Below are 25,280 nucleotides of genomic sequence, written 5' to 3'. Positions count from 1 at the left end.
GTCAGCTCGTCGGCGCGGAGGTCACCGTGACGCTGGAGAGGTCCAGCTCACGGAAGGGGTTCGGTTGAACGTCACGCAGTCGGGTCGACCACGCCGAGAGCGTGCTCTGGTGCCAGATCGGGATCGTCGGCATGTCGTGGAGAATGGCCCGCTCGGCCTCCTGGTACCTCGCCCACGCCTCCTCCTGGGTGGGGGCCGAGTCGGCGGCGTCGAGCAGCGCGTCCACGGCCGGGTTGCTGTACCTGCCGACGTTGTCGGTGGCACCGGTGCGGAACATGGGACTCAGGAAGTTCTCGATCGAGGGGTAGTCGGCGATCCAGCCGGAGCGGAACATCGCCGTGACCTCGAGGGCGTTGAGCCTGCGACGGAACTCGCCCATGGTCGGGATGGCGAGGAAGCGGCAGCGCACGCCGAGCACCTCCTCGACCGACGCGCAGATCTCCTCCATCCACGGGCGGTTGGGTGAGTCGACGTTGGACGTGAGCTCGATGTCGCCCTCGAAGCCCGCCGCGTCGAAGAGCTCCTTGGCCCGGGCGGGGGAGTAGGTGCACAGCTGCCCGCCCTGGCCCTCGATGCGCCCGGAGACCGCGGGCGGGACCAGGCCGTCGGCCGGCAGTTGGTGCCCCCGGAAGATCGTCTCGACCAGCTGCTCCCGGTCGATCGACATGGAGATGGCCTGCCGCACGCGCGCGTCGGCGTACCGGGCGTCGTAGAGCGGGAACGAGATCGTCTGGATGCCGAGGTACGTCCGGTCGTGCGTGCGCCCGGGTAGGTCGCGCAGGTAGCGGTCGTCCTGCAGCGACCAGTACGGCGTCACGTCGAGGTAGTCGAGCCGGTCGGCCACGACGTCGTGGTAGGCGTCGTCCAGGCTCGCGTAGATCTTGAACTCGACGCCGCCGATCTGCGGGCGGTCGTCACCGGCGTACCCCTCGTAGCGGTGCAGGAGGATGTTGATTTCGGGCCGGCGGGACACGAAGCGGAAGGCGCCGTTGCCGATCGGGTGCGCCTCGAACCCCTCGCGGTCGGTGAAGAACGACGCCGGGAGCGGGAAGAACGCGCTGCACCCGAGCGTGACCGGGAACTCGGCGAACGGCGCGGACAGCGTGACCGTGAACGTGTGGTCGTCGAGCACGGTCAGCCCTGACATGGCCGTGACGGTGGAGTCGGGGGCGTTGACCTCCGCGAAGCCGTCGATGTGCGCGTGGAACGTCGAGCCCAGCATCCTGTTCGGTCCGTAGGCCGTGTGGTTCCAGGCGTCCACGAAGCTGTGGGCCGTGACGGGCGTGCCGTCGTGGAACGTCCAGTCGCGGCGCAGACGGATCGTGAAGACCCGGGAGTCGTCGGACTCGATCGACTCGGCGACGGCGTTGCGCGGGTGGGCGTCGACGGGGTCGTAGGAGACCAGACCCCGGAACAGGGCCGCGATCACCTTGACCCCGCCCGACTCGGTGGTGTGGCCGGGGATGAGGGCGTTCTCGGGCTCGGTCCCGTGGTAGGTGATGATCGCGTCGAGGTCCCGGGCGTCCCGGGTGGTGGTCGCCGGGTCGGCCAGCGTCGTCGTTGCCTGCATGGAATCCTCCGTCGGTGATGGTGCGAGGGGTCGGGGGTCGTGGGGGAGCCGAGCTGTTCCAGGTGCTACTCCACGGCGTGGAACCGGCTGTGCAGGAACACGAGGGCCTGGTCCTCCCCGCGCTCGTTCAGGGCGACGACCTCGCCGACCACCAGCACGTGGTCGCCGACGTCGAAGCTCGCCCACGTCACGCACTCGAGCCAGCTCGACCCGTGCATGACGAGCGCGCCGGTGGCGCTGCCCGGCGACGCCGGCAGCTCGTGGACCAGGTCGCGGCGCGCAGCCCGTCCACGCGCACAGCTCCTGGCCACGTCCGAGTCGCCGCCCGCGAGGATGGACACCGCCCACGCGCCGCTGTCCTTGAGGTCCTCCAGGAACGCCGAGTCGCGTCGCAACGACACCGCGACGAGCGGCGGATCGAGCGACAGCGACGTCAGCGAGTTGACCGTCAGCACGTCGTGCTGCCGGTCGCCCTGCCGGTCGCGGTAGGTCGTCGCCAAGCAGACGCCGGTCGCGAACCCGCGCATCACGTCGCGCAGGCCCGCCCCGGTCCCGGGGCTCCCCGCCCATCCCGGGACGTCGGGACGGGGCAGGGTGAGCCGCGCCTCAGACGGCCTGGGCAAAGGAGAAGACGCGTCGAGGGTCATATCGCCGCTTCACTTCCGCGAGCCGGTCGGAGTTGGGCCCGTAGTAGCCGGTGCGCCAGTCGGTGAGGTCCGGGTCCGTGAAGTTCACGTACGCCGCGTCGCGCGCGTGGTCTCCCATGTCGCGGTGCAGGTGGTGGAGCCACGCCAGGTTGTCCCGGACGCTCTCCGGCGGGTCGGTCCGGCCCCAGGACGTGTCCATCGCCACGAGGAACCGCACGTCCCGATGAGGGAAGGCCGTCGCATCGGCCGGCACCTGGTTGATGGCGCCGCCCCAGGCGAACAGGGCGACTCCGGCGCCGTCGGGGTTGGTGCCGCCGGGCCAGTCGTCGACGGCCGTCACCAGCGTCTTCAGACCATCGGCGCCGATCGACGTCGGCGTGGTCCGCGTCCGCACGGCGTACGCACCTCCCGCCGTCGTGTGCCGCAGCAGCGCCGCCGCGTCCCAGAAGGTGGTGTCGGCGATGTCCAGCCGGGTCGGGGGACCGATCGCGACGGCGGGTGCGAGGAGCTCACGGAGCTCCTCGGGCGGGCCCAGGTGCTGACCCACGACCGAGACGACGGCCTCCGCTCCCGGTGCGCGACTGACGCCGGTCCGCGCGGAGAACTCGTCGGGTGCGCGCTCCATCACCTCCTGCATGGTGGCCAGGACGTCGAACGCGTGCCGTCCCTCCCACAGGAGGATGCAGGTCGAGGTCGGGCGGGTCGCCTGCGCCTGGAACGTGAAGGACGTGTTGACGCCGAAGTTCCCGCCGCCGCCGCCGCGGCAGGCCCAGAAGAGGTCGGCGTGGTCGTCGTCGTCGCAGGTCACGGTCCGCCCATCGGCCAGGACGACGTCCGTCGACACCAGGGTGTCGCAGGTCAGGCCCATGGCACGGGAGACGACCGAGACGCCGCCGCCGAGGACCAGCCCCCCGATGCCCACGTCGTCGGAGTTGCCCAGGGGCAGCGCGAGGTCGTGCTCCCGCAGCGCCGCGGACAGGACCCCCATCCGGGTGCCGCCCCCGACGATGACGAGTCCGGTGCGGGGGTCGACGTCGACCCGGTCGAGGTGGGTGAGGTCCAGCACGAGCCCTGGGGACGAGGAGTGGCCGGCGTAGCTGTGACCGCCGCCCCGTGGCACGACCGGCACGCCGTGCCGACCGGCCCACGTCACGGCCGCGCTGACGTCCTGCACGCTTACCGGCGTGAGGACGGCGTTCGGGAGCGAGTCCCGGAAGCGCTCGTTGAACGGGCGGGTGCGTTCGGCGAACCCGGCGTCGCCGGGCATGCGCAGGGTGCCGCGCACGGCCCTGCGGAGGTCGTCGAAGTCGGTCATCGGGCTCCCTCCCGGGCCTCGGTCGGCTCCGCGGCGGCGCCCCGGACCTCCTCGAGGTACGAGACCCCGCAGGAGACGTCGGGGCTGCTGCGCTGCCACTCCTCGCGCAGCACGACGCTGCCGTCGGCGCGCACCTCGGGCACGTTGGTCGTGCGGCCGGCCACCACGACACCCGTCCCGAGGGCCAGCGCGTAGGCGAGCGAGAGCTTCCCGTCGTCGTCGCACTGCCCGGCGAGGGTGCCGACGACGACCGGTCCGCCCTCGACGTGCGCCCACACGTGCCGGCCCGACTGGTGGTAGCGGGCGCGTGCTGCGTCCGCGCCGCCCGCCCTGCGGAACACGCGACCCTCGTAGTCGATCATGCGTCCACGTCCAGCAGGCCGGCGGGCATCTCCAGTACCGCCCCGACGGGCTTGCGCTCGACCTCGTCGGCCTCGAGCACCACCAGGTCGCTCGCGGCCTGGAGCCGCGCCTCGCACTCGGCCGCGTCCTGCCCCTCGCAGATGACGAAGGAGTGGCGCGCGATGTACCCCCCGGGTGGCAGGCGCAGGACGGCTCCCGGCTCCACCATGGGCGAGGCCAGCACCAGTCCGGGTGCCTCCTGCGGCACCCGGACGGCGTGCACGACGCAGTCGTCGTCCGGGTAGCCGAACCTGATACCGGCGACGCCCCGGGTGGGTCGGGTGACGTCCGGGCGGACGCCGAGTGCGACGTCCACCATGACGCGGCCAGGGTCGATCCCGGTCGCGAGCTTGCCGAGGTACGGGATCAGGTCACCGCCCACGCGGCCGTTGATCTCGATGATCAGAGGCCCGCGATCCGTCAGCCGGACCTCGGTGTGCGTGATGCCGTCCTCGACGCCGAGGACCTCGTGGGCCCGTGACAGCGTCTCCAGGAGCACCGGGTCCGACAGGAGCGGGTCGGCGGAGTCGACGACGTGGCCGGTCTCCTCGAAGTAGGGGTGCTCGCCGGTGCACTTGCGCGCCACGAACATGGGCTGGTACTCGCCTTTGTGGATCGCCCCGTCGATGCTGATCTCCGGCCCGACGGCGTACTCCTCGACAATGGCACCGCCCCGGAACGGCTCGTCACCCACGAGGCTGGCGTCGGACGCGACCTGGAACGCGCTCGTCAGCTCGGCGTCGGTCCGCGCGAGGACCACACCCATGCTCGCGCCCAGCGCGCGGGGCTTGACCACGACCGGGAAGCCGATGCGAGCGGCGGCGGCGCGCGCGTGCTCGAGATCGGCCGCCATCTCGAACATGGGCTGCAGCACCCCGGCGCGGGTGAGCCGCGTGCGGGCGCTGACCTTGTCCCGGCAGCCGTGGACGCCGGGGGTGCTGAGCCCGGGGACGCCGAACTCCTCGGCCAGCTCTGCTGCCGGCATCACCAGCGGCTCGTCCCAGCACAGGACCGCGACGACGCGGTACCGCGTGGCGACCTCGCGCGCGGCCTCGGCGAGGAGGGCGTGGTCGAAGACGTTGACCACGCGGACCTCGTCGACATACGCGCGCTGCCAGGTCGGCTGCAGGTTGTTGACCAGGACGACCGCGTGCCCGGCGTCCCGGGCCCTCTCTGCCGCGGAGCTGAGGAGGTACTCGCGGTACAGCTTGAGACCGCTGCCGATGACGAGCACTGCGGTCGGGGATTCGTTCATGACGCCTGCTTCCGTGTCCGTGGGGCTGTGGGTGGTGGGGTGGGTCGGAGCTCGCGGAGCACCTGCTCCGCGGCGATCGGGGCGGTGCGGAAGCCGTCGGGCCCGCTGGCGACGCGCGACCACACCCCGGGGCCGAGGCGCGCCAGGCCGAGGGCGTCTCCGTGGTCGGACGTCGCGTAGTGGCAGCGGCGGACGGATGTCACCGTGTAGTCGCCCAGGCGGCGGACCGCACCGGAACGCAGGATCCGCTCGCACCAGACGGACTCGTCGGCGTCCGCGTCCCAGTCGGTCGAGGAGACCGTGCGTCGCACGGCGTCGGTGCTGACCTTGATCGAGGAACCGCCGACCGCTGGGACGACCCAGCCGCGTGCGTCGACGCCCAGACGACCCGCGACCGGTGCGCCGCGCCACCAGTCGCGCAGCCCGGCCGGCGGTCGCAGGTAGGCCATCGTCTGGCGGTGCAGCTGGACAGGGACGCCCACCAGGGCGCCGGACCAGGGCCCGCACGCCACGAGCGTGAGGTCGCCCCGGGCGACGGGACCGTCGACCCCGTGCACGGTCCCGGTGGACGCGTCGACACGGGTGACCTCGACCCCGGCCAGGATCGTCACCTCCGGGCACGCGGCCAGCCACCGCGCCGCCGCGACCAGGGCGCGGTCCGCGAGGACGACGCCCGCCTCGGTCTCGAGCAGCACGTCGGCGTCCGGGGCGGTCCCGAGCTCGGGGTAGTGATCGGTCGGCACCCGGGTGACGACGATCCCCGCACGGGCCGCAGCCGCCTCGGCGCGCCGGGCGTCGTCGGCGTCCCACCCGGTCAGCACGCCGGTGCGGCGTACGAGACCCTCGCTCTCGTACGTCCGCAGCCTGTCCTCCAGGTCGAGCCACAGACTCCGCAGGCGGGCGTCGCGACGACTGCGTCGCAGGTCGCCGGGATCCAGAGCACGGACCACACGGTGACGGTCGAAGGAGGTCGACCCCTCGTCCGGCACCGCGCCCCGGTCCAGGAGCGTCACGCGATGCCCCTGGGTGGCGGCACCCATGGCCGTGAGGAGCCCGGTGACACCGGCGCCCACCACCACGACGTGCCGTCGCGTGGCCGAGCGCGCACCGCGCGGTGGCAGGGTCGGCGCGGAGCCGGTGGTGGCCATGTCAGCCGAGCCTCCCGACGAGACGCGGCAGGCTCAGCGGCTCGGCGGTCGACGGGCCGGCGCCGTCGGGGAACGAGACGTCCGCCAGCGCCTGCTGCGAGAGGTCGACCAGGAGGGGCGCGGCGCACCGCAGGACGACCTCGACCTCGTGGCAGAAGTCGCCGGCGTCATGAGCGGCGAGGTCCCACGCGGCCAGCCTGGCCAGCTGCTCGGCGAGCACGTCGGCCGCGCGCGTGAGGCTGAAGTGCTCGAGCTCGTAGCAGGCGGCGAACCGCGACCGGATGCGCTGCGCCGCCAGGCGTGAGCGTGGCGACACCGGCAGGCTCCGCGCGTTGCGCAGGGCGTCCATCCGGTCGACCACACGGTTCCACGGCTCGACGAGGCGCGCGGACGTCACGCGGGCGAGCGCCGCGTGCGTGAAGTCGGTGCGCTGGCTCTCGGGGCTCGTCGCGGCGAGGTGGAACCGCACCAGGTCGCGCGACACCGTCCTGACGAGGTCGCTCGCCCACACCACGTGGCCTCGGCTCGTCGAGAACTTCGCGCTGTCGAGCTCGTAGAACTCGTTGGTGAGGAAGTCGGCCGGCACGAGGTGACGGCCGTCGGTGGCCAGCAGCATGGCGACCGCGCCGATCGCGAACGGGTAGGTGTTGTCGAAACCCAGGAAGTAGACGACCCGGGTGTCCGCGTCGGAGCGCCACAGCGCGTCGTCCCCCGGGCCCACGGTGCCGCTCGCCTCGGCCGCGACCGCCCCGCAGTAGATGCTCCACGCGGCAGGCTCGGCGTTGGGGTTGATCGACTGACCGGACACCTCGGGGAAGGGAGCCGGGATGCCCCAGGAGACCGGGAAGGTGACCGGCAGGTCCGCGAGCGGGTGGGAGAGCATCTCGGCGACGGCCTGTGCCATGTGCGGGCGCATCGAGCCGCCGTGCTGCGCGAGGTGCTCGCGGATCCTGGCGCGGTACCGCTCGAGCGGCAGCACCAGGACGTCGACGTCGCGCAGCTCGACGGGCGCCGTCGGGTCGAGCGCGTCGACCGGGTCGATGAGGTCCCCGGCCGCGATCACGTGACCACAGCTCTCGCAAAGACCTGCGCACCCGGCGGCGAGGCAGTGGGGACAGCCTCCCCGCGCGAAGCCGTCGGCGAGGAAGGCTCCGGTGGCCGGGTTGTAGGGGAACGCCATCGTCCGGAGCTCGAGCTTGCCGGACGTGTACAGGCCCTCGAAGAACTGCAGGACGGCCTTGGTGAACGCGTCCTCGTCGCGCGTGAAGGCGTGCACGTCGATCCCGAGGGCGGCGAGGCCGGCCTCGACCTGCGCCGTCGACGCACGCGCGAGCTCCCGGGGCTCCAGTCCCCGCCGGTGCGCCGTCGTCACGACGTACGTCGACGTGTCCTGTGTCCCCGTCGCCAGCAGCGCACGCCGACCCGTCGCCCGCAGGTAGCGCGTGTGCACGTCGGCAGCCAGGAAGGGGCCGGCGACGTGGCCCAGGTGCAGGTCCCCGTTCGCGGTGGGGGCCGGGGAGATGACCAGCGTCGTGCCGTTCACGGCGTCTCACCGTGCCGGGCCAGGAAGCCCTCGGACATCTCGGCGTCCCACCAGATGCCGTAGTACTCGAAGTCGTGGTCACCGTCGTTGACGACGTGGTGCATGCTGCCCGGCGGGAGCTGCACGATGTCGCCCGCGGTGAACGGCCGACGTTCCCCGTCGACCACGATCGCCGCCGTCCCGGCCAGGGCGATGAAGAGCTCGTACTCGTGGTGGGCGTGGGCCGTCGACTCGCGTCCCGCCCGCAGGATGCACCAGGCGCCCTCGAACGGGGCGTTGAGCGCGGGCCACGGCAGGAGCCGCTGGGAGTCGAGACCGTACGCGGGCGTGAGGTTGGCCCGGTCGAGGGCGCGGAGCTCGGACATGGGCGTCACACCTCGGCCGCGACGGCGTGGGCGGCGGACGTGAGCGCGAAGTCGGGCGCGGGGAACGGGTCGCGTCCGAGCCCGACCCGCCGTCCCAGCAGGTCGCTCGTGATCTCCTGCGACCGGTGCGCGAGCACGCTGATCAGCGAGTCCGCGATGCCGTGGGTCTGCTCGTTGACGCCCTGCAGGTAGACGGCACCGTGCGTCGGCCGGCCGAGGTCCATCCTGTACTGCCGGCTGACCTCGACGTCAGGCCGGTCGAGCCGGCGCGCGATGTCGGTGATGATCGGTGGCATCCTCGGGTCGTAGCCCGTGCCGAGGAAGACCATGTCGCAGCGGAGCTGCTCGACGCCACCGGTTTTGCGGTCGCGCAGGTCCAGCACGACGTCCGGACCGTCCATGTGGGCCGTCTCGACCTCGGTGAGCGACCGCACGGTCGAACGCTGCTGCCCGGTCATGCGCTGCTGGTAGAGCATCGAGTAGATCTCGTCGAGCAGCGGCGGCGCCAGCGCCGCGTAGTTGGTCGGGTGCATCTCGTCCAGCACGTGCCGGCGGGCGTCCGCGGGCATGTGGAAGAACTCGTCGACGAACGAGGGGAAGAACAGCTCGTTCACGAACTTGCTGGTCTGGTAGTTCTGCAGCCCGATCGAGCGGTGGATCAGCGTGGGCCGTGACGTGGGGGCGTCCTGGTGCAGGGCCATGAACATCTCGGCGGCGCTCTGGGCACCTCCGATCACAACGGGACGCTCGGGGCGCTGGTCGGCGCTCAGCTGCTTCATCCGGGTGCCGTACTGCGTGCTGTGGACGACGCGGTCGGCGGGCAGCCCGGCGAACGCCTCGGGGACGCGGGGAGCTCGTCCGATGCCGACCACCAGGTCGCGGCAGCTGATCGAGGTGCCGTCGGAGAGGCGCGCGACCCACCCGACGACGTCACCCCCGTCGCCGTGCCGAGGAGTGATCTGCTCGACGCGCGAGTTGAACCGGATGCCGACGTGCGCAAGCTGCTCGGCCACCCACTCCTGGTACGCCGACAGCTGCCAGCGGTAGGGGTTGAACGTCGCCAGGTTGACGAACTCGTCGAGCTGTCCCTGCTGGCGCAGGTAGTTGAGGAACGAGAAGCGGCTCTGCGGGTTGCGCAGCGTCACCAGGTCCTTGAGGAAGGACACCTGGCTCCTCGCCCACGGCAGGAGCAGGTTGCGCTGCCACTTCACGTCCGGGAACTGCTCGAGGATCAGGGAGCTGCGGGCGAGATCGACGTCCCCGCACTCCTCGAGCGCGATCGCCAGCGCCAGGTTGGCGGGGCCGGCCCCGATCATCAGGACGTCAACGTGCTGTTCTGTCACGATCCACCTCGTTGTGTTGTCGGTTGCGGTCGTGCGTCGGTGATTGCCGGCTTCGGTCGGTCGTGCCGGGGGGTCGTGCCGGGGCTCGGCTGGCGGGCGCCGCTCGGTCACCGAGGGCTCCGGTCCTGCGCGGTGATCCCGAGGGACAGCGGGAAGCTCGGCGTGCCGCCCAGCAGGTGGGCTCCGGCGGACTGCGCGATCCGGTCCTGGGCCACGATGTGCTGGCACATGGTGGTGGTGTCGCGCAGCCATCGGTCCAAGGGGGACGGCCGGTAGATGGAGCTCGTCTGCATGAGGTCGTAGAGGCGGGTGACGATCGACCGGGCCGTCCGGAACGCGTGCCGGCGTGAGAGGGGCAGCGCCGCCCGCTCACGCCGCGTCAGGGCGGCCAGGTCCCCGCGGTCGGCCAGCACCTCGTGCTGTCGGCGCAGCGCGCCGTACGTCGACTCGCGCGTCGCGGCGAAGTCCGCCTCGCAGTCGGCGATGGTGACCTGGGTGCGGTAGTCGTCGGCGAGTCGCCTGGAGGGCCCGCCGGGCCGGGTCGCGACGACTTGCGTGACGTGGTCCAGGGCGGCTCGTGCCACCCCGAGCGCCACGCCCGGCATGTTGCGCATGTGGACCTCGGGGTGCGCGAGCACCCCCGAGCCTGATCGCACGTCGTCGAAGGTCAGGGCCCGCTCGGCGGGGACGAGGACGTCCTCGATGACGTAGTCGCAGCTGCCCGTGCCCGCCAGCCCGGTGGTGTGCCACGTGTCGACGACCTGCACGTCACGGCGGGGCACCATGAACAGCTTCGAGTCGTGCGGATCGCCGTCCGGACCGGGAACCGGCTGCCCGCCGCGGAAGAGGAAGGCGCCGGACACGACCCAGTCCGCGTGAGTTATCCCGCTGCCGAACTGCCACCGCCCCGAGAGCCGGTAGCCGCCGTCGACGACCTCGGCGCGCCCCGCCGGGAAGAGCAGCCCGGCCGTGACCATGTCCGGACGGGGGAACATCGCCCGGGCCACCGGCTCGTCGAGGAACTGCGCGTAGAGGCCGGAGTCGGACCCGATCATGGCGCACCACCCGGCGGCGACGTCGCCGTAGGACAAGGCCTCGATCACCTCGGTCTGCTCGACCGAGCTGAGCCCGGGCCCGCCCCACTCCTTCGAGAAGCCCATCCCGAAGACGCCCGTCCCGCGCAGCAGCTCGACCACGTCGGCAGGGAGGCGACGCGCCTGCTCGATGTCGCCCGAGCGCTCGCGCAGCAGCGGGGCGACGGCCGTGGCTCGCGCCAGGATCTCCCCCGCGCTCCGGGGGAACGGTGCCCGGGCCGGCGGGGCTTCTGCATCGGGCTGCGCGACCGTCATCTCGTGGCTCCTCGTCCTTGGGGTGGCGGGGACCATTCAGGCAGGGCGACCGGCCGGGGCCAAGAGTTGTTCGGAGCGGACAATCAATTACGGGCCGCAGGGCTGGAAATATCGTCGGTGATTCGGGGATTGTTCATGCAGGCGGCCGACACCCTGTCGACCCGCGCATGACGAGGAGAGACGAGAAATGAACGATTCAATCGTCAAGAAGGCACAGCTGTTGCGGTCGTTCCACGAGAGCGGCGCTCTCGTGCTGCCCAATGCCTGGGACGCCGCCAGTGCTGCGCTGATCGCCTCCGCAGGCGCGCGCGCGATCGCCACGACGAGCGGTGGCGTGGCCTGGTCCCTCGGCCGCACGGACGGTCACGGCCTGACCCGCGAGGAGATGGTGGGCCAGGTGGCGCGCATCGCCGCCGCCGTCGAGGTGCCCGTGACCGCCGACATCGAGGGCGGGTACGGCCCGTCGCCCGACGACGTGACGGCCACCGTGCGGGCGGTCGTGGAGGCGGGGGCGGTCGGCATCAACCTCGAAGACTCGGTCGCACCGGGTGGCCCGCTGTTCGGGGCGGATGAGCAGGCTGCGCGGATCCGGGCGGCGCGCCGGGCCGCGGAGGAGGCCGGGCTCCCGGACCTCGTGGTCAACGTCCGCACCGACGTCTTCCTCTTCGGGATCGGCGCCGAGGAGGGGCGCCTCGACGAGGTCGTGCGCCGCGCGGGCGTCTACCGGGACGCAGGGGCGGACGGCCTCTTCGTCCCCGGTCTCGTCGACCTCGACGCCCTCGAGGCGCTGACCGCGGCCACGACCCTCGCCGTCAACGTGATGGTGTGGCCGGGCGCCCCCACGGTCGCCGAGCTGGAGAAGGTCGGCGTCCGCCGGATCAGCGTCGGCACCGCGCTCGCCCAGTCGGCGTACACCGTGGCGCTCGAGGGTGCGCGCCAGGTCCTGGAGACGGGGAGCTACGACAGCCTCGCGGGCTCGCTGGACTTCGGCACCCTGAACGGTCTGTTCACGAGCTGACCCCTGCCGTCGCGCGGGACCCCACCCGGGTCCCGCGCGTGACGGGACCAGGGGTCGGCGGCCGGTGCGGCCGCGGCTCGCGGTGGCGTGGGGTGGGTCGACGAGACCCGCGGATGGTCGGCCAGGGCTTGCGACGATGCCGGGCGTCGTGCCGGTCGAGCCGGGGAAGAACGACACGCAGTGGGTCGCGAGGTCAGTCCCGTGCCGGCACGGTGACGCACGGGCCGACCGTCCCCGTCGTGACGCCGACGTCGACCCACACGCGGACGGCGCCGGTTCGGCCGCTGCCGTCGTCGTGCTGCTCGTCGGGCCGCACGACGAAGGACGCGGCGACGACCAGCACGCCGTCGGCGGGCACGGTGCCGGGCGGCAGGGTGACGCGGAACGAGCGATCGCTGCCGATGCTCACCGCGAGCCCCGGGGTGTCGAGGGGCGGGTAGCGGTCCGGCGCGCACCGGTGCCCGTCCCGCACGTACGTCACGTCTGCGGTGACGCCGACGGCGGCCAGCTCGCGCTCCAGCCCGTCGGCGTCCTCGATGCGGTTGACCTGCACCTCGACCGTGCCGCTGCCGTCGCGGCTCACCGCCCACGCGGGCTCGGTGTGCAGCGTCGGCACGAGGACGGCGGCGACGCCCACCGCGGCGGCCGCCGCGGCAGCGACCGCCCCCGGCCCCCGGTGCCGCGCCGGGGCCACCGGGGGAGCGGACGGCCGGCGCGCGTCCTCCTCCACGACGGTGCGCAGCCCGGCCAGGAGCCGGCGTTCGAAGGCGTCCAGCTGGGTCATGTCAGTCCTCCGGGGGAAGCGGGTGTGCTCTGGCGCAGGCGCACCCGGGCACGGTGGAGCCGCACGCGTGCGGCGACGGAGGTGATGCCGAGCACCTCGGCGACCTGCGTGAGGGGCAGGTCGTCGACGACGACCAGCTCGACGACGTCGCGCAGCGCGTCCGGCAGTGCGGCCAGACCGTCGTGCAGGGCGCGGGCCCGGGCGGCGGCGTCGATCTGCTCCTGCAGCCGCTCGTACGCGTCGGCGTCGACGAGCGCGCGTCCCTCGATGCGGCGCACCGCCTCGCCCTCCTGCCCGACGGCACGGTGGTGGGCGGCGACGACGTGCCGGGCGATGCCGAGGAGCCAGGCGACGGGCCGGCCCGCGTCAGGGCGGTAGGTCGCCGCGGACTCGATGGCCCGCACGAAGACGTCGGCCGTCAGGTCCGCCACCACGAAGGGGTCCCGCGTACGCCGGGCGACGAACCGCTCGACGTCCCGCACGTGAGCGCGGTAGATCACCTCGAGGGCGTCGCTGTCGTGCCCGATCCGGGCGCACGCGTCCGAGAGGTCGCGCGGCGATGTCGTGCTCATGTCACCTCTTGCTCCTGCACGACCGCAGCGTTACGGCCCGGTGCTCCAGATCGACCTCGCCGCGCTGCACACGATCCTCGCGGTCAACGTGCGCCGTCGCCGCGGTCGAGGGCTGACACCGGCACGCCCCGCAGGCGGCGATCGCGTTCACCACCACGCCGACGTGGTGGACGACGCCGCGGCCCGCCGGTCCGACTGACGCGTCAGGCGATCCCGAAGTCGTCCGCCGGACGCAGCGACCGCACGAAGGTCACGAAGTCCGGTGCCAGCACGGTGACCCGGTAGTCCCGCTCCTGGTCGACGTGCACCACCCGCGGCTCACCGTCGGGCCCGCACCCGCGGTAGTCGAACGCGATCATGTCGTGTCCGGCCGACGGGCAGTCCGCGACGTACACGCCGAGCGGCGGGTAGCCCCACTCCTCGATCCAGAAGCGGCTGCCGGCCTCGCCCGCCACCGAGCAGCGCCTGTCGCGGCCGATCCCCATGATGCCAGTCAGCTCGACCTCGTCGTCCGCGAGGCACGCCTCGGCCGGGGTGGGGCAGGCGGTCAGCCGTGGCGTGCCGCCGTTGTGCCACCGCATGAGCGCGACGTACGACGCGGGCAGGCGGTAACCGAGCTCCGCCTCGACGGACGCGACCAGCTCGTCCGACGGCCGCGCACCGACGTACTCCGCGAGCGCGTACGCGGAGTCGTCCCAGAAGTCGTCGAGGTCCACGCCGGCGAACAGGCGCCGGGTCGCGTCGTCCGGGGTGGGGGTGTTCGCCGCGGGGGGCTCCGTCACGGGGGCCACGCGTCAGCCGTGCCGGTGGGCGTCGGGCCGCACGAGCCACCCGAGCAGCGTCAGACCCGCCAGCGGGCGGTTCGTGCTCTCCTCGACCGACGACGGTGACGTGTCGATGTCGTTCGCCTCCCTGCACGGTGGGGTGGTCGGTGCAGAGCACATCGAAGCACGGAGCGGCTCGAGGACGTCGGGCTCGAGGTCGAGCGGTGCGTCGGAGCGCTGCAGCGGGTGATCGGGGATGTCGATCGACGACGCGGGGTGAGGGCTCGACGGGTACCCGGCGGGGTCGCCGACGTCCCGGGGCTGCTCAGGGACCGACGAGGTCCCGGGCGACTCCGAGCCAGTGGACGTCGCCGCGCTCCGGGAGGTCGAGCCACGGCGCCACGACGCCGGAGTCGAGGTCGACGGCGCACAGAGCCGCCGGGCAGGGGTCCGGCTCCTGGAGCCACCTGGTCCGCTGCGCGAGGAAGCTGCCCCCCACGAAGCCGAGTGTGTTGGTGAGCCGGTCGATCCCGTACGGGGACTGCGCCCCCGTGCTCGTGTCGAGCAGGAGGTAGGCGGCCGGGCCGCCCGGGTCGGCGAGCTCGTCCCACACCAGCAGCGTCCCGGCGTCCCGCCACGGGTCGCCGTACGCCATGTGGGTGTTCACCCACTCGCGCGCGGGCCGGTCGTCGTGCACGCCGATCACACGCACGCCGAACCACGACTCGTCGACCCACCCCGGCGCGGGGAGCGGCCGCCCGATGCCGTACGCGAACAGGGCCCCGTCCGGGGAGTAGCTCGGGTATGCCTCCACGGGCGACGCCTCCGGGACGCGCTCGACGACACGCGTGGCACCGGTCAGGACGTCCACCTCGAGGACGACCGCCTCGTAGTCGGCCTCACGCGGCCCGTCGTCCGACGACATGTGGAACGTCATGCACATCGCGACCACCCCGAGGTGCCCGTCCGGGGACCACGCCACCCCGTCGACGCGGCACTCGGAATCACCCGGCGGCGGCGGAACGTTCACGGGGACCTCGCGCGCGGCACCGGTGAGCAGCTCGACGATCTCGACGCGCATACCGGCGTCCTGGTAGGCGAGCGTGGCGAGCGACCGACCGTCGGGTGAGAGCAGCAGCGGCTCGCTGATCGGCGGGACCAGGCCCGTGCTGACCCACTGCCCTGTCGCAGCGTCGATCGCGACGAGGCCGTCCGCGCCGACGTCGGCGATCAGGACGGCCTGCTCGACCCGGCGTGCCGGGAAGCCGGCGGGGTCGAGCGCGCCGGCGGGCAGGTCGGCCAGGCGCAGTGGTGCCGTGGTGCCGCGCGCGCCCGCGGGTGCCGGTGAGGAGGGCGGTGCCGCGACCGTCGCGACCGGTGTCACCGCCGCGTCGGCCGGCGGCGGTGCGTCCGGCGACCGCCCCGCGCCGGGCACGATGCTGCCGAGGACGAGCGTGGCGGTGACGACGGCGACCGTGATCGTCAGGTTGGCGACGTCGTCCCGGTTCACAGCGTGCAGGTTCGGGTCATGCCAGCCTCATCGGCCGCGGGGTCCGAGGACTTGACCGCCGCGGTGCGGCCCGCGGAGCTCCGCGACGTCGACTGGGCGGTCTCGGGCCCCCACCTGACCCCCGGCACCAGCGCGAGCAGGATCGCCAGGACGAACGCGGCGGCACTGTGCCGGATCGCGCCGGCGGCGACGCGGCGCGGTCGGTCCTGCGGCCCTCGCCAGGCGTTGGCCCAGCAGACGAGGACGATCGCCGTCAGCGTGACGTGCTTGAGCAGGGTCAACGGGATCCCGTCGACCTCCCAGATGGACATGACGTCAGCGTCGGGTCGCGGGGCGTGCCCCGAGCGGCGTTTCCCGATACCACCGCACAACTCGCACGGGACAGCCACGCCGGCGACGTCAGCGGTGAGCGCCTCGGGCACGGGTGAGGACGTCGGGACGGTGCCGCGCGACGCGCGCGGCCCGCGGCGGCGGGTTAGCGTCGACGCCATGCGCAAGGGGCAGAAGGTGCACTGGAACACCTCGCAGGGCCGCACCACCGGCACGACCGTGGAGCGTCGGACCGCCGACTTCACGTTCGACGGTCAGCAGTTCCGCGCGTCGGACGACGAGCCGTACTGGATCGTCGAGTCCGAGAAGACCGGCGCGCAGGCCGCGCACAAGGAGTCGAGCCTCACGGAGGCCTGACCGCCGCTGCGTGGCGGACCAGGCAGTGACAGCATCGGTTCTCACGTGACCTCTCGGACCTCGACGACCTGCCGTCCGAGCGGTGACGACGCATCGGTGGCCGGACTCGTCGGCCGGGCCGGTCACTCCCGGCGCAGCCGCAGGATGCGCCCGTCGAGCAGACCTACGGCGAGGCGGCCGTCGCCGTAGGCGCTCACGCACAGTGGAACGACCGGCTGGCCGTGGACCCGCAGCTCGACGTCGTCCACCGTGGCTCCCGTGAGCGCGTCGACCAGCAGCAGCCGCCCGTCCGCGGTAGTGACGGCGAGGACACCGTCGGAGGTGGCCACGCCCGTGACCCGGGCGGGGAGCTCGGTCACCCACTGCACGGCGCCGGTCGGGTACGTGCGGCGGACGAGGAACCGGCGTTGCCTGTTCGGGTGCTCGTGGGCCGTCGCGCTGTGGACGACCGCCTCGCCCTGCGCGTCGTCGACGAACGCACCGGGGCCGCCGTCCAGCAACCGGTCGCGCGGGGCGTCCCAGTCGAGCGGGAAGAGACGACGGGTCGCCGCGCCGGCCGGTGTGAGGTCGACGCGCTCGACCCACCTCTCCACGTGGGGCCTGGTCCCGTGGTCCGTGAGGACCAGCGGAGCGGGCGCGTCGACGATGTCGAACCAGTGCGCGTCCCTGACGAAGTGCGGGAGGTCCAGGCGGGCGAGGGTGCTGCCGTCGGGGCCGACGACCAGGGCGGGGGCGGTCGGTTCCCGACCCGGGAACGGTGCCGCCCCGCGGAGCACTCCGAAGGAGCCGCAGGACACGATGCTGATCGAGGGCCCACCGGGCCGGACGGACGCCAGGACATCGCCGGTCGCGACGTCGAGCACGTCGTGCTCCGAACCGCGTGTCGCCGGGCCGCCGGGCCCGGGGGTCGCGACGGTGGTGAGCACGGTCGTCGACGTCAGCGGCGCGAGCTGGCACCCGGCGCCGACGGGCGCCCCACGTCGCCAGACCGGGGACGTGCGGCCGTCGGGCGCCCACCGCTCGGCGGCGACGCCCTCACCCGCGGCAAGGACGGAACCGTCGCTGCGCCCCGCGACGACCGCCACCCGGCGACGCACCGCCCAGCGGCGGCCGGTACGTGCTGCTGCTGCTCCGAGGGTCGCGTGCGCGGTATCCGCATCGGATGCGGTCCGCGTGGCCGTCACGTCACCTCCGGGTGCCGCGGGCAGCTCGATCGATCGCGGCGCGACCTCGCCCCACGAGGCCGTCAGGACGAAGGACTCGTCGTGCAGGTCCTCGGGCGCGCAGTCGTCGTGGACCGGGGACAGCTCGACGTGCAGACGGGTCTCGTCGAGCCAGTGCACGACGACCACCTCGCGCACGGCGCGCAGCACGCTCACCGACGTCCCGCGCTCCAGGTCGATCATGATGAGCTCGCCCTCGAAGTGGTACCCGCCGTCATAGCTGCCCGTTGCGACGGCGACCCATCTGCCCGAGGGGTGGATCGCCAGGTCGTTCGCCCGCCACCCCGTCGCCGCCACCTGTCGGCACGTGAGGTCGCTCCGGTCGTAGACGGCGACGCGGTAGTGGCTGACACCGTCCCCGTTGCCCAGCCACTGCGTGTGGCCCAGGTCGCCGGCGACGACGAGAACGTCACGCGCCGGGTCGTCGAGGACGCGGACGGGTCGGCCGATCTCGGCGAACGGCTGGTCGGCGAGGACGTCGAGCAGGTGCACGGTCACGGTGGCGATCCTGCCAGCACCCGTGGGGTCGGCACCGACGCGTCGTCCACCGGCCGGCGACGTCGGCGCCGGACGCGAGTGGCATGCTCCGGGACTCGCGGGCCGACCGACGACCGTGAGCCGCGACGTCGGGTCATGCTCGGATGGTTCACTTGCGGTGTGGGAGTCGAGCCGTGCGGGGACGCCGACGTCGCGGCCCTGGCAGCGTTCTTGAGCTCGGTCGATCTCACGTCGAGCGGTCTGGACGCGCCGAGCGTGCGGCTGTGGATCTCGCGTGACGAGAGCGGCGCGATCGTCGGCAGCACCGGGTACGAGATCAGCCGTGACGGTCGCCATGTGCTGATCCGCAGCGTGGCGGTCAGCCCGACGGATCGCTCGCGCGGCCGGGGTAGCGCCCTGGCGAGCTTCGCGCTCGAGCGTGCGGTCGAGGAGGGAGCGACGAGGGCGTGGTTGTTCAGTCGCCGTTCGGGACCGTTCTGGCAGGGCCTGGGGTTCGAGTCCGCTGATCGTGACGAGCTCGTCGAGGCGCTGGCCCACACTCATCAGGTGCGGCTGTTCCGGCAGACGGGGCAGCTGGGTCGCGAAGTGGCATGGTCGCGCCCGCTCCTCGCGTCCTGACCGAGCTCATGCCGCGACCGTGCGCCTGTACTGACGCCTTGCCGGCGCGCCGCGCACCCGCGTCGGCCTACCCGTGCGGGCCGGCCTGCTCCGCGCACACGATCCGCTGCGCGCCGTCGCTGAGCCAGAAGGTCGCCCCGTGGTGGTCGACGATGCGCATCCCGGTCGCCCCGCGGGGCAGGACGGGCACGACGAGCTCGCCCGTCTCGAGGTCGAGCAGGCGCTGCCTGCCCTTCCAGTCGCCGGACGCGAACACCGGCGTGAGCACGACGTAGCGGCCCGACGCCGTGATCTTGCCGTGGAGGCCGCGCTTGCCGGGCGAGCGCTTCCAGCCCGACTGCTCGTAGAGCGGCGTCGTCACGGTCCCGTCGGCCGTGACACGGGTGAGCGTGAAGAAGTCGGAGCCCCACTTGCGCACGCTCGAGCCGTCGGACCCCTCGACGCAGACCAGCAGGTCGTCGCCGCGTCCGACCGCGTCACCGACGACGACGCCGACGATCCCCGGGGCGTCGGGGCCGGTGTCCAGCCCGTCGAGACCGAACCGGTCCACCGGGAACCCCTCCAGCCCGAGCGTCCTGAGGCCCGTCCACGACGCGTCCGACCCGCCGACCCGCAGCGACGCGAGGTACCGCGGGTTGCCCCGCGCGATCGGCTCGTCGAGGACGACCACGTGCGCGCCGGCGAACGTGCCACGGCTCGCGCGGCCGCACACCGCCGGTCGCTGCCCGTGCAGGGCGTCGTGGTCCAGCACGTCGCCGCCGTCGATCGCGATCTCGCGCCGCAGCCGCAGGTCGGTCCCGTGCACGCGCAGGGTCCCGGGGTCGACGACGAGGCCGACGGCATCGTCCTCGAGCAGGACGAGCGCCGGTGCGTGGTCGGCGAACACGGCGTCCACGTCGTCGAGCACCACGGTCCGCACCGCTTGGTCGGCGATCGACACCAGTGCGTACCGCTCACCGCCGTCCCACCGCGCGACCGCGACGAACACCCCCGCGCCGGACACCAGGCACGAGGTCGCGTCCAGCAGGCCGCCCACCCTGTCCGGCAGCCGGAGGTCGGCGGTCGTCACCAGCTTCACGGAGCGATCCTCTCGGTCGTCGGACAGCTCCGGACCGAGTCGGAGCACTCCACGTCGTGTGCCTCCTGGGATCGTCGGGCGGGCGGGCGTCGTCCGCCGAGTCTCGTGCGTCCGCTGCTGCCCGTCCAGATCCTGCAGCGGCAGGCGTCCCCGGCCCGTGGGGCGCAGGGGACGGCGTCCGCCGAATCCCCTGGACCCGGCGCGGGGGCCGGACGAGGCTGTGACCATGTCCACGCTGCCCGGCGGGCTCGAGCTCCGCACGGCCCGACCGTCCGACCTCGACCAGGTCGGGGCGCTGCTCGTCGAGCGTGGTGAGGAGCCGGACGCGCTCGACCACCGGCTCGTCGTCGAGGGCGAGCTCGGGTGGGACGCGTGCGCCGTCGTCGTGGACGGTGACCGGGTGGTCTCGACCGCGACGCTGCTGGACGAGACGGTCCGGGTCGGTGACATCGTGCTCCCGGCCGGCCAGGTCGAGCTCGTCGCGACCGACCGTGCCTACGAGGGCCGCGGGCTGGTCCGTGCGCTCATGGGCTGGGCGCACGGCCGATCGCGGGACCGCGGTCACCTGCTCCAGGTCATGATCGGGATCCCGTACTTCTACCGGCTCTTCGGGTACGAGTACGCGATCGACATCCCCCGCGCCCGTGCGCTCCGGGAGGCGGCGCCGCCAGCGGGCGGCGCGACGGAGCACCCGTCGCGCGACACCGGCCGGCAGGTGCTCCGTGACGCGACGACGGCCGACGTCCCGGCCCTCGTCGCGCTGCAGGACACCGCGCGTGGCCTCGGCGAACCGCTGACGATCGTGCACCGCCCGCTCACCGTGCCGGGACGGGCGTGGGCGGACCTCCTCGAGCCCGGCGGCGCCGACGCGACGCAGTACTACGCGGCATCCAGGGTCTGGAGCGGCTCCACCCCGACGTGTACGCACCGGACGCCGAGTTCTTCGGCGCCCTGTTCCCGCCGCTGACCGCCGACCTGCTCACCTACTACCTGCCCTGGTGAGGCGACGGACGGCGGGTTCGACCGAGCCGAACCCGCCGTCCGTCCCGTCAGCGACGTCGCGCGGGCCGCGGCCCTGCGGCCCTCACCGCCGCAGGGTCGCAGACCCGGTCGGTACGGCAGGTCGTCGTGGTCGGCGTCTCACGTTCGCGTTGCCGCGAGGGGGCGCCGGGCGGTGCACAGCTCGGGGCGCGAACGGAGGGACGAAAGGCCCGCACCCGTCGGGCCCGAGGATGTATCAAATGATGTGACTCCGGTCACAGGGGGGCTTACTTGTCGCCGTGACCAGCCCGCCGACATTATTGGCATCGGTTTCGCATTTCATTGCCGAAGATTCTCGCGAACAAGGAGATCCCATGTCCACAATGGCACGGTCGCGCGGCTTGCTGGCCCGCGCGACCCTGGTTCTCGCGCTGGCGGTCGGGGCGATCGCGGCCGCGCCGACCGCGCCCGCCCAGGCGGCGGGCTGCTGGCTGACGAGCTGCAACGACCGCGACCCGCAGGCCATGGGCTGTTCGACGTCGTCGACCTACAGCCCGCACGAGTTCACGTACATGAACAGCCGCTTCGAGCTGCGTTACTCCCCGAACTGCAACGCCATGTGGAGCCGCGTGACGAATCCGTCGTACACGCCGCCCACGTCGTGCAACGACACGTGGATCTCCCTGCAGGTCCTGCGGAACAACCGGCTGATCCACCAGCTGATCGTCCAGACCCCGTGCGGACCGGGCGTCGGGTGGACGCCGATGTTCGGCTCGTTCACCGCCGGTGCGAACTACGACTACGTCAGGACCTGCGTCCACCGCGTGTGGTACACCTCCGCGCCCACGGCCTGCACCGCGGCCTGGTAGTCCGCCCGTCGGGCGCGGCGGCGGGACGGGACGCAGCGAGGTGCGGCGGCCACCTCCAGCGCCCCGTCCCCGCCTCAGGGTCCCCGCCGCGCCCGCACGGACGCGTGGACCGGCGCGGCCGGCTCCCTCGGACGCTGTCCCACGGCCGCCCGACGCTGCCCGGCACCGGCCTGTTCGCGTCGGTCAGCCGCTCCAGCGGGATCGTTGCCGTCGCCCTGTGCGGTCGCCGGCGTCGTGCCGGTCACGCCGGGGAGGAACGGGACGCCCTGAGGCTCGACGGCCACCTCCTGCGGTGCGTCCCGGCGTGCCGGGAGTCCCGACGCGCCCGGACGAACTCGTGCACCAGCGCGGCCGACTCGCCGGGGCGCTGCGCGCCCGCCGGCACCACGAGGTCCGGCGCCGCGGGGACCTCGTAGGGGTCGTCCACCCCGGTGAGGCCGCGCAGGCGGCCCGCGCGCTGGTCGGCGTACAGCCCCTTGACGTCACGTCGGGCGCACTCGGCGAGCGGCGTCGCGACGTACGCCTCGTAGAACGACGTCCCGTCGCGGTCGTGGGCGGCACGCACGCTCGCCCGGCCCGCTGCGAACGGCGCCACCACGGGAGCGAGCACCACGACCCCCTGGGCGGCGAGGAGGCGTGCGACGAAGCCGATCCGACGTACGTTCTCGTCCCGGTCGGCCCGCGAGTAGCCCAGGTCGGGCGTGAGCTCCGCGCGGATCTCGTCACCGTCGAGCACGGTCACGCGCGCGCCGTCCCGTCGCAACCGGTCCGCGACGTCTGCCGCGATGGTGCTCTTGCCCGTGCTGGGCAGGCCCGTCAGCCACAGCGTCATCCCGTCGCGGTCGCTCATCGCTGCGCCCCCGGGTCCCCGCCGAGCGCGTCGCGCCCCTCCCGGTAGTCGTAGAAGGTCCACCCGGCGAGCGAGCCGCCGACCACCATGAGGGACTCGACGACCCTGCGGAACGCCCGCTCCGCCCGGGGCTGCGACGGTGCGGTCAGGTACACCATGACGCTCAGCCCCGACCCGGACGCGGCACCGACGAGCCGCGCGCGGACCAGCTCCACGCCCACGTGCCGGCCTCCCGCCAGCGCGCGGCGCACCTCGTCGAGCACGGTGTCGGCATCGACGGCGGGCGCGGGTGGTGGTCGCAGGAAGTCGCCACGGAACGCGTACACGCCGTCACCCGGCCCGGGAGCCGACGGCCAGGTCGGCCTCCGGCGCCCCGACGAGCGCGAGCAGCTCGGGGAGCGCCCGCACGCGGCAGACGCCCGGCAGCCGGGCGTACGAGTCGAACCGGTCGAACAGCACCGCGCGCCCGTACCCGGCGGCGCGCGCCCCGAGCACGTCGTTGACGACGCCGTCGCCGACGTACCAGCACGCGGCCGGCGCGACCCCCAGGGCGTCGGCCGCCAGGCGGAAGATCTCGGGGTCCGGCTTCTCGACCCCGACGACCGTGGAGTCGAGCACCACCTCGAAGTAGTCGAGCAGACCGTGCGCTCGCAGGTCGTCGCGCACGGTCCCCTCCGAGTTCGAGACGACGCCGAGCCGGACGGACGCGTCGCGCAGGCCCCCGAGCAGCTCGTGGGCCCCGGTGTCGAGGTCGTCGTACAGGTCCTCGCGAGCCAGCGCCCGGTGGCCTGCGGCCGCGGCGGCGCGCGCGTCGAGCCCGAGGTACGCGCACCACGCCCGCACGACCTTGCCCGTGCCGTCCGACGCGACGGGCATCGGCACGTGCCGGGCCTCGCACGCGAGCACCAGCGCGCGCACCGCGTCCCCCGCGTCGACACCCTGCACCCCGTCGCGGGCGAGCTCCTCGACGAGGATGTCGCCGCTCGCGTGGATGAGCGTCAGCCCGGCGTCGAAGAGGACCGCGGCGGGCCTCACGACGCCACCGGGCCGCGCTCGCGGACGAACACCGACGCGTGCGCGCCCGCCTCGGCGGCAGGGCGCAGCCCGTGCCGGGCGAGGACGGTGAGCAGCTCGCCGCGTGCCACGTACTTGGCGTGGATGTCCACGGCCAGCACACCGACCCGGTCGAGCCAGTCGGCGTCGGCGGCGAGCACCTCGGCCTCGGCGCCCTCGATGTCCATCTTGAGGACGTCGACCCCGTCCCAGCCGAGCTCGTCGAGGAGCTGGGGCACGGTCACGGCCCGGACCGTCACGGGTTGCCGGCCGAGCCGGTGCTCCGGGCGGTGGGCGGACGCCTCGCGGGCGTGCGCGACGTGCCCGCTGGTCGAGCTCGACGACCACCACCCGCTCGGGTACAGCGTCACCTCGCCGGGCTCCGCGGCGACCGCCGCCGCCACGACGTGCCACGTGAGGTCGTTGGCGGCACGGGTCGCCTCGAGCACCTCGAGGTTCTCCGGCACAGGCTCGACGCACGCGACCTCCGCCTGCGGGAACACCGAGGAGAAGTAGAGCGGGGAGAGGCCCACGTTGCTGCCGACGTCGAGCACCCGCCGGACGTCGCCCACGACGTCCCGGTACGGGAACGCGTAGATCTGGTCGACGAACACCTCCCGCAGGACGAACAGGTCGCTCGGGTGGCGCCGCACGTGCGCGCGCACCGTCCCCACGTCGAGCGTCCACGTTCCCGCCCGGCCCGAGCTCCCCGTCGCCATCCACCAGTGGTAGGCGGCCATCGCGCGGGCCAGCGCCCGCCCGTCCCGGCCCGGCCAGCGGGACAGCGCCGTCGACACGTCGCGGAGGCAGTCCCGTGCCTCGCGCGCGGTGAGCCGCACCAGACCGAGCGCCGCCGGGTCCTCGTCGCGGCGCATGTAGTGCGACGTCGTCAGGAGCCCCGTCATCCGACCCGCGGACCCTCCGTGAGCCAACCGCGCGCGTCGGACGAGCCCGCGCGGCACGCCGCGTAGTACGCGGTCTGGAGCTGCCGCGTGACCGGGCCCGGTGCGCCGTCGCCGACCGGGAGGCCGTCCACGTCGACGACCGGCGTGATCTCGCAGAGCGTGCCCGTCAGGAGCACCTCGTCGGCGACGTAGAGCTCCGTCCTGTCGACCGGCCGCTCCTCGACCTGCAGCCCGAGCTCGCGGAGCAGCTCGAGCGCGCTCGCGCGGGTGATGCTGTCGAGCACCGAGTCGCTGACGGCGGGCGTCGCGGCCACGCCGTCACGCACGACGAAGACGGACGCGCCGCCCGTCTCGGCGACCTTGCCGGCGGCGTTCAGCAGGATCGCCTCGTCGAAGCCGTTCCCCTCCGCCTCCAGGCGGGCGAGGCGCAGGTTGTAGTAGTTCGCGGCGGCCTTCACGCGCGGCGGGGCGGTGTCGTCGCCCGAACGTCGCCACGAGGACACCTGGCACCGGACGCCCGCGTCGATCGTCCGCTCGCGGGGCGAGGGGAACACGGGCATGAAGAAGCCTCCCGCCAGCCCCGAGGCGTCGGCGGTGTACCGCCCCTTCTCGAGGTACGCGGTGGGGCGGACGTAGATGTCCTCGCGGTACCCGAGGTCCAGGACGAGCTCGGTGAGGGCCTTCAGCACGTCGTCGGTCTCCAGGCGGAACGGGATCCGTGTCACCTTCGCGGACCGCTGCAGCCGACGCACGTGCCGGTCGAGGTGCACGAAGTAGTGCCGTTCGTCGTCGGGCGACCAGTAGCCGCGCAGGCCCTCGAACACGCTCGCGGCCCGCAGGACCGTCTCGGTCCAGACGTGGACCTGGGCGTCGGCCCAGGGGCGGACGGCACCGTCGAACCAGATGGAGCGGGGCTGGGACAGCTCGGGCACG

General features: G+C 73.3%; 29 protein-coding genes. 6 read left to right on the top strand and 23 right to left on the bottom strand.

Features of this window, described 5'->3' with window-relative positions; translation table 11 throughout:
* Position 1: 1 nt before the first annotated feature.
* From CFLA_RS18270 to CFLA_RS18225, 10 genes are all read right to left on the bottom strand, one after another.
* A complete protein-coding gene (locus CFLA_RS18270; protein ID WP_013118829.1) occupies positions 2-1,570 on the bottom strand; it encodes a peptide ABC transporter substrate-binding protein in 1,569 nt (522 codons plus the stop codon).
* Between the two features lie 65 nt (positions 1,571-1,635).
* The gene (locus CFLA_RS18265) at positions 1,636-2,097 is read right to left on the bottom strand and encodes a flavin reductase family protein (RefSeq protein ID WP_043599313.1); all 462 of its coding nucleotides are present in this window, start codon (positions 2,095-2,097) and stop codon (positions 1,636-1,638) included.
* A 79-nt stretch (positions 2,098-2,176) separates the two neighbouring features.
* Positions 2,177-3,532: an FAD-binding oxidoreductase gene (locus CFLA_RS18260; protein WP_013118827.1), complete on the bottom strand. Its 1,356-nt coding sequence runs from the start codon at positions 3,530-3,532 to the stop codon at positions 2,177-2,179.
* Entirely contained in the window at positions 3,529-3,894 is a 366-nt protein-coding gene (locus CFLA_RS18255) for an avidin-fold protein (RefSeq protein WP_013118826.1), read from the bottom strand. Before CFLA_RS18255 ends, CFLA_RS18260 begins: the two co-directional genes overlap by 4 nt.
* A complete protein-coding gene (locus tag CFLA_RS18250; RefSeq protein WP_013118825.1) occupies positions 3,891-5,189 on the bottom strand; it encodes an ATP-grasp domain-containing protein in 1,299 nt (432 codons plus the stop codon). The genes CFLA_RS18255 and CFLA_RS18250 overlap by 4 nt, the downstream gene beginning before the upstream one ends.
* Complete coding sequence (locus CFLA_RS18245; protein WP_013118824.1) at positions 5,186-6,337, bottom strand: FAD-dependent oxidoreductase; 1,152 nt, start codon at positions 6,335-6,337, stop codon at positions 5,186-5,188. Before CFLA_RS18245 ends, CFLA_RS18250 begins: the two co-directional genes overlap by 4 nt.
* A gap of 1 nt (position 6,338) precedes the next feature.
* Positions 6,339-7,880 carry a class I tRNA ligase family protein gene (locus CFLA_RS18240; protein WP_013118823.1) on the bottom strand — a complete coding sequence of 514 codons (1,542 nt, stop codon included), beginning with the start codon at positions 7,878-7,880 and terminating at the stop codon, positions 6,339-6,341.
* The gene (locus tag CFLA_RS18235; RefSeq protein WP_013118822.1) at positions 7,877-8,245 is read right to left on the bottom strand and encodes a cupin domain-containing protein; all 369 of its coding nucleotides are present in this window, start codon (positions 8,243-8,245) and stop codon (positions 7,877-7,879) included. Before CFLA_RS18235 ends, CFLA_RS18240 begins: the two co-directional genes overlap by 4 nt.
* A gap of 5 nt (positions 8,246-8,250) precedes the next feature.
* Entirely contained in the window at positions 8,251-9,588 is a 1,338-nt protein-coding gene (locus tag CFLA_RS18230; RefSeq protein ID WP_013118821.1) for a lysine N(6)-hydroxylase/L-ornithine N(5)-oxygenase family protein, read from the bottom strand.
* A gap of 107 nt (positions 9,589-9,695) precedes the next feature.
* Positions 9,696-10,937, bottom strand: coding sequence for an acyl-CoA dehydrogenase family protein (locus tag CFLA_RS18225; RefSeq protein WP_013118820.1), 1,242 nt, complete (start codon positions 10,935-10,937; stop codon positions 9,696-9,698).
* Positions 10,938-11,124: 187 nt separating this feature from the next.
* Here CFLA_RS18225 and CFLA_RS18220 point away from each other — a divergent pair, with 187 nt between their 5' ends.
* Positions 11,125-11,955, top strand: coding sequence for an isocitrate lyase/PEP mutase family protein (locus CFLA_RS18220; protein WP_013118819.1), 831 nt, complete (start codon positions 11,125-11,127; stop codon positions 11,953-11,955).
* Positions 11,956-12,148: 193 nt separating this feature from the next.
* On the opposite strand, the gene CFLA_RS20620 is transcribed toward CFLA_RS18220, so the two are convergent.
* Together CFLA_RS20620 and CFLA_RS18210 are read right to left on the bottom strand one after the other, a co-directional pair.
* Positions 12,149-12,739: a hypothetical protein gene (locus tag CFLA_RS20620; RefSeq protein ID WP_013118818.1), complete on the bottom strand. Its 591-nt coding sequence runs from the start codon at positions 12,737-12,739 to the stop codon at positions 12,149-12,151.
* Positions 12,736-13,311 (bottom strand): RNA polymerase sigma factor, encoded by a 576-nt coding sequence (locus tag CFLA_RS18210; protein WP_013118817.1) that lies wholly within the window; start codon positions 13,309-13,311, stop codon positions 12,736-12,738. The genes CFLA_RS20620 and CFLA_RS18210 overlap by 4 nt, the downstream gene beginning before the upstream one ends.
* Before the next feature lie 40 nt (positions 13,312-13,351).
* Here CFLA_RS18210 and CFLA_RS20615 point away from each other — a divergent pair, with 40 nt between their 5' ends.
* Positions 13,352-13,510, top strand: coding sequence for a hypothetical protein (locus tag CFLA_RS20615; protein ID WP_187291314.1), 159 nt, complete (start codon positions 13,352-13,354; stop codon positions 13,508-13,510).
* 4 nt (positions 13,511-13,514) lie between these two features.
* On the opposite strand, the gene CFLA_RS18205 is transcribed toward CFLA_RS20615, so the two are convergent.
* The 4 genes from CFLA_RS18205 to CFLA_RS18195 all read right to left on the bottom strand — a co-directional run bounded on the left by CFLA_RS18205 (position 13,515) and on the right by CFLA_RS18195 (position 15,896).
* Entirely contained in the window at positions 13,515-14,093 is a 579-nt protein-coding gene (locus CFLA_RS18205) for an SMI1/KNR4 family protein (protein WP_052302883.1), read from the bottom strand.
* 12 nt (positions 14,094-14,105) lie between these two features.
* The gene (locus tag CFLA_RS20610) at positions 14,106-14,255 is read right to left on the bottom strand and encodes a hypothetical protein (RefSeq protein WP_187291313.1); all 150 of its coding nucleotides are present in this window, start codon (positions 14,253-14,255) and stop codon (positions 14,106-14,108) included.
* A gap of 145 nt (positions 14,256-14,400) precedes the next feature.
* Complete coding sequence (locus tag CFLA_RS18200) at positions 14,401-15,585, bottom strand: hypothetical protein (RefSeq protein WP_013118815.1); 1,185 nt, start codon at positions 15,583-15,585, stop codon at positions 14,401-14,403.
* A complete protein-coding gene (locus CFLA_RS18195) occupies positions 15,582-15,896 on the bottom strand; it encodes a hypothetical protein (RefSeq protein WP_013118814.1) in 315 nt (104 codons plus the stop codon). Before CFLA_RS18195 ends, CFLA_RS18200 begins: the two co-directional genes overlap by 4 nt.
* A 178-nt stretch (positions 15,897-16,074) precedes the next feature.
* Here CFLA_RS18195 and CFLA_RS18190 point away from each other — a divergent pair, with 178 nt between their 5' ends.
* Positions 16,075-16,272 carry a hypervirulence associated TUDOR domain-containing protein gene (locus tag CFLA_RS18190; RefSeq protein ID WP_043601411.1) on the top strand — a complete coding sequence of 66 codons (198 nt, stop codon included), beginning with the start codon at positions 16,075-16,077 and terminating at the stop codon, positions 16,270-16,272.
* A gap of 122 nt (positions 16,273-16,394) precedes the next feature.
* Here the strand turns inward: CFLA_RS18190 and CFLA_RS18185 are convergent, their stop codons facing one another.
* Positions 16,395-17,993 (bottom strand): PQQ-binding-like beta-propeller repeat protein, encoded by a 1,599-nt coding sequence (locus CFLA_RS18185; RefSeq protein ID WP_013118812.1) that lies wholly within the window; start codon positions 17,991-17,993, stop codon positions 16,395-16,397.
* 135 nt (positions 17,994-18,128) lie between these two features.
* On the opposite strand from CFLA_RS18185, the gene CFLA_RS18180 reads away from it, so the two are divergent.
* Positions 18,129-18,611, top strand: coding sequence for a GNAT family N-acetyltransferase (locus tag CFLA_RS18180; RefSeq protein ID WP_013118811.1), 483 nt, complete (start codon positions 18,129-18,131; stop codon positions 18,609-18,611).
* A gap of 67 nt (positions 18,612-18,678) precedes the next feature.
* Here the strand turns inward: CFLA_RS18180 and CFLA_RS18175 are convergent, their stop codons facing one another.
* A complete protein-coding gene (locus CFLA_RS18175; protein ID WP_013118810.1) occupies positions 18,679-19,689 on the bottom strand; it encodes a hypothetical protein in 1,011 nt (336 codons plus the stop codon).
* A gap of 226 nt (positions 19,690-19,915) precedes the next feature.
* Here CFLA_RS18175 and CFLA_RS18170 point away from each other — a divergent pair, with 226 nt between their 5' ends.
* On the top strand, positions 19,916-20,656 hold the full coding sequence (locus CFLA_RS18170; protein ID WP_013118809.1) for a GNAT family N-acetyltransferase: 741 nt from the start codon (positions 19,916-19,918) through the stop codon (positions 20,654-20,656).
* 388 nt (positions 20,657-21,044) lie between these two features.
* A complete protein-coding gene (locus CFLA_RS18165; protein ID WP_013118808.1) occupies positions 21,045-21,539 on the top strand; it encodes a DUF2690 domain-containing protein in 495 nt (164 codons plus the stop codon).
* Between the two features lie 241 nt (positions 21,540-21,780).
* On the opposite strand, the gene cysC is transcribed toward CFLA_RS18165, so the two are convergent.
* Genes cysC through CFLA_RS18140 form a run of 5 tightly spaced genes read right to left on the bottom strand, consistent with a single transcriptional unit; the run spans position 21,781 to position 25,279 of the window.
* Positions 21,781-22,389 carry an adenylyl-sulfate kinase gene (gene cysC / locus CFLA_RS18160; RefSeq protein WP_013118807.1) on the bottom strand — a complete coding sequence of 203 codons (609 nt, stop codon included), beginning with the start codon at positions 22,387-22,389 and terminating at the stop codon, positions 21,781-21,783.
* Positions 22,386-22,715 carry a hypothetical protein gene (locus CFLA_RS18155; protein ID WP_013118806.1) on the bottom strand — a complete coding sequence of 110 codons (330 nt, stop codon included), beginning with the start codon at positions 22,713-22,715 and terminating at the stop codon, positions 22,386-22,388. Before CFLA_RS18155 ends, cysC begins: the two co-directional genes overlap by 4 nt.
* Before the next feature lie 4 nt (positions 22,716-22,719).
* On the bottom strand, positions 22,720-23,424 hold the full coding sequence (locus CFLA_RS19305) for an HAD family hydrolase (RefSeq protein ID WP_013118805.1): 705 nt from the start codon (positions 23,422-23,424) through the stop codon (positions 22,720-22,722).
* Positions 23,421-24,347, bottom strand: a complete 927-nt coding sequence (locus tag CFLA_RS18145) for an FkbM family methyltransferase (RefSeq protein WP_013118804.1) — start codon at positions 24,345-24,347, stop codon at positions 23,421-23,423. Before CFLA_RS18145 ends, CFLA_RS19305 begins: the two co-directional genes overlap by 4 nt.
* Positions 24,344-25,279, bottom strand: coding sequence for a branched-chain amino acid transaminase (locus tag CFLA_RS18140; protein ID WP_013118803.1), 936 nt, complete (start codon positions 25,277-25,279; stop codon positions 24,344-24,346). The genes CFLA_RS18145 and CFLA_RS18140 overlap by 4 nt, the downstream gene beginning before the upstream one ends.
* Position 25,280: the final 1 nt, after the last annotated feature.

The organism is Cellulomonas flavigena DSM 20109 (genome assembly GCF_000092865.1).
GTDB classification, from domain to species: domain Bacteria; phylum Actinomycetota; class Actinomycetes; order Actinomycetales; family Cellulomonadaceae; genus Cellulomonas; species Cellulomonas flavigena.
Note: the sequence above shows the minus strand (reverse complement) of the source record. Positions and strands in the feature narration are given on the sequence as shown.

Coding starts and splice junctions, on each gene's coding strand:
- CFLA_RS18270 (WP_013118829.1), bottom strand. CDS start 1,570: ATGCAGGCAACGACGACGCTGGCCGACCCGGCGACCACCACCCGGGAC.
- CFLA_RS18265 (WP_043599313.1), bottom strand. CDS start 2,097: ATGCGCGGGTTCGCGACCGGCGTCTGCTTGGCGACGACCTACCGCGAC.
- CFLA_RS18260 (WP_013118827.1), bottom strand. CDS start 3,532: ATGACCGACTTCGACGACCTCCGCAGGGCCGTGCGCGGCACCCTGCGC.
- CFLA_RS18255 (WP_013118826.1), bottom strand. CDS start 3,894: ATGATCGACTACGAGGGTCGCGTGTTCCGCAGGGCGGGCGGCGCGGAC.
- CFLA_RS18250 (WP_013118825.1), bottom strand. CDS start 5,189: ATGAACGAATCCCCGACCGCAGTGCTCGTCATCGGCAGCGGTCTCAAG.
- CFLA_RS18245 (WP_013118824.1), bottom strand. CDS start 6,337: ATGGCCACCACCGGCTCCGCGCCGACCCTGCCACCGCGCGGTGCGCGC.
- CFLA_RS18235 (WP_013118822.1), bottom strand. CDS start 8,245: ATGTCCGAGCTCCGCGCCCTCGACCGGGCCAACCTCACGCCCGCGTAC.
- CFLA_RS18225 (WP_013118820.1), bottom strand. CDS start 10,937: ATGACGGTCGCGCAGCCCGATGCAGAAGCCCCGCCGGCCCGGGCACCG.
- CFLA_RS18220 (WP_013118819.1), top strand. CDS start 11,125: ATGAACGATTCAATCGTCAAGAAGGCACAGCTGTTGCGGTCGTTCCAC.
- CFLA_RS20620 (WP_013118818.1), bottom strand. CDS start 12,739: ATGACCCAGCTGGACGCCTTCGAACGCCGGCTCCTGGCCGGGCTGCGC.
- CFLA_RS18210 (WP_013118817.1), bottom strand. CDS start 13,311: ATGAGCACGACATCGCCGCGCGACCTCTCGGACGCGTGCGCCCGGATC.
- CFLA_RS20610 (WP_187291313.1), bottom strand. CDS start 14,255: ATGTGCTCTGCACCGACCACCCCACCGTGCAGGGAGGCGAACGACATC.
- CFLA_RS18195 (WP_013118814.1), bottom strand. CDS start 15,896: ATGTCCATCTGGGAGGTCGACGGGATCCCGTTGACCCTGCTCAAGCAC.
- CFLA_RS18190 (WP_043601411.1), top strand. CDS start 16,075: ATGCGCAAGGGGCAGAAGGTGCACTGGAACACCTCGCAGGGCCGCACC.
- CFLA_RS18180 (WP_013118811.1), top strand. CDS start 18,129: ATGCTCGGATGGTTCACTTGCGGTGTGGGAGTCGAGCCGTGCGGGGAC.
- CFLA_RS18170 (WP_013118809.1), top strand. CDS start 19,916: ATGTCCACGCTGCCCGGCGGGCTCGAGCTCCGCACGGCCCGACCGTCC.
- CFLA_RS18165 (WP_013118808.1), top strand. CDS start 21,045: ATGTCCACAATGGCACGGTCGCGCGGCTTGCTGGCCCGCGCGACCCTG.
- cysC (WP_013118807.1), bottom strand. CDS start 22,389: ATGAGCGACCGCGACGGGATGACGCTGTGGCTGACGGGCCTGCCCAGC.
- CFLA_RS18145 (WP_013118804.1), bottom strand. CDS start 24,347: ATGACGGGGCTCCTGACGACGTCGCACTACATGCGCCGCGACGAGGAC.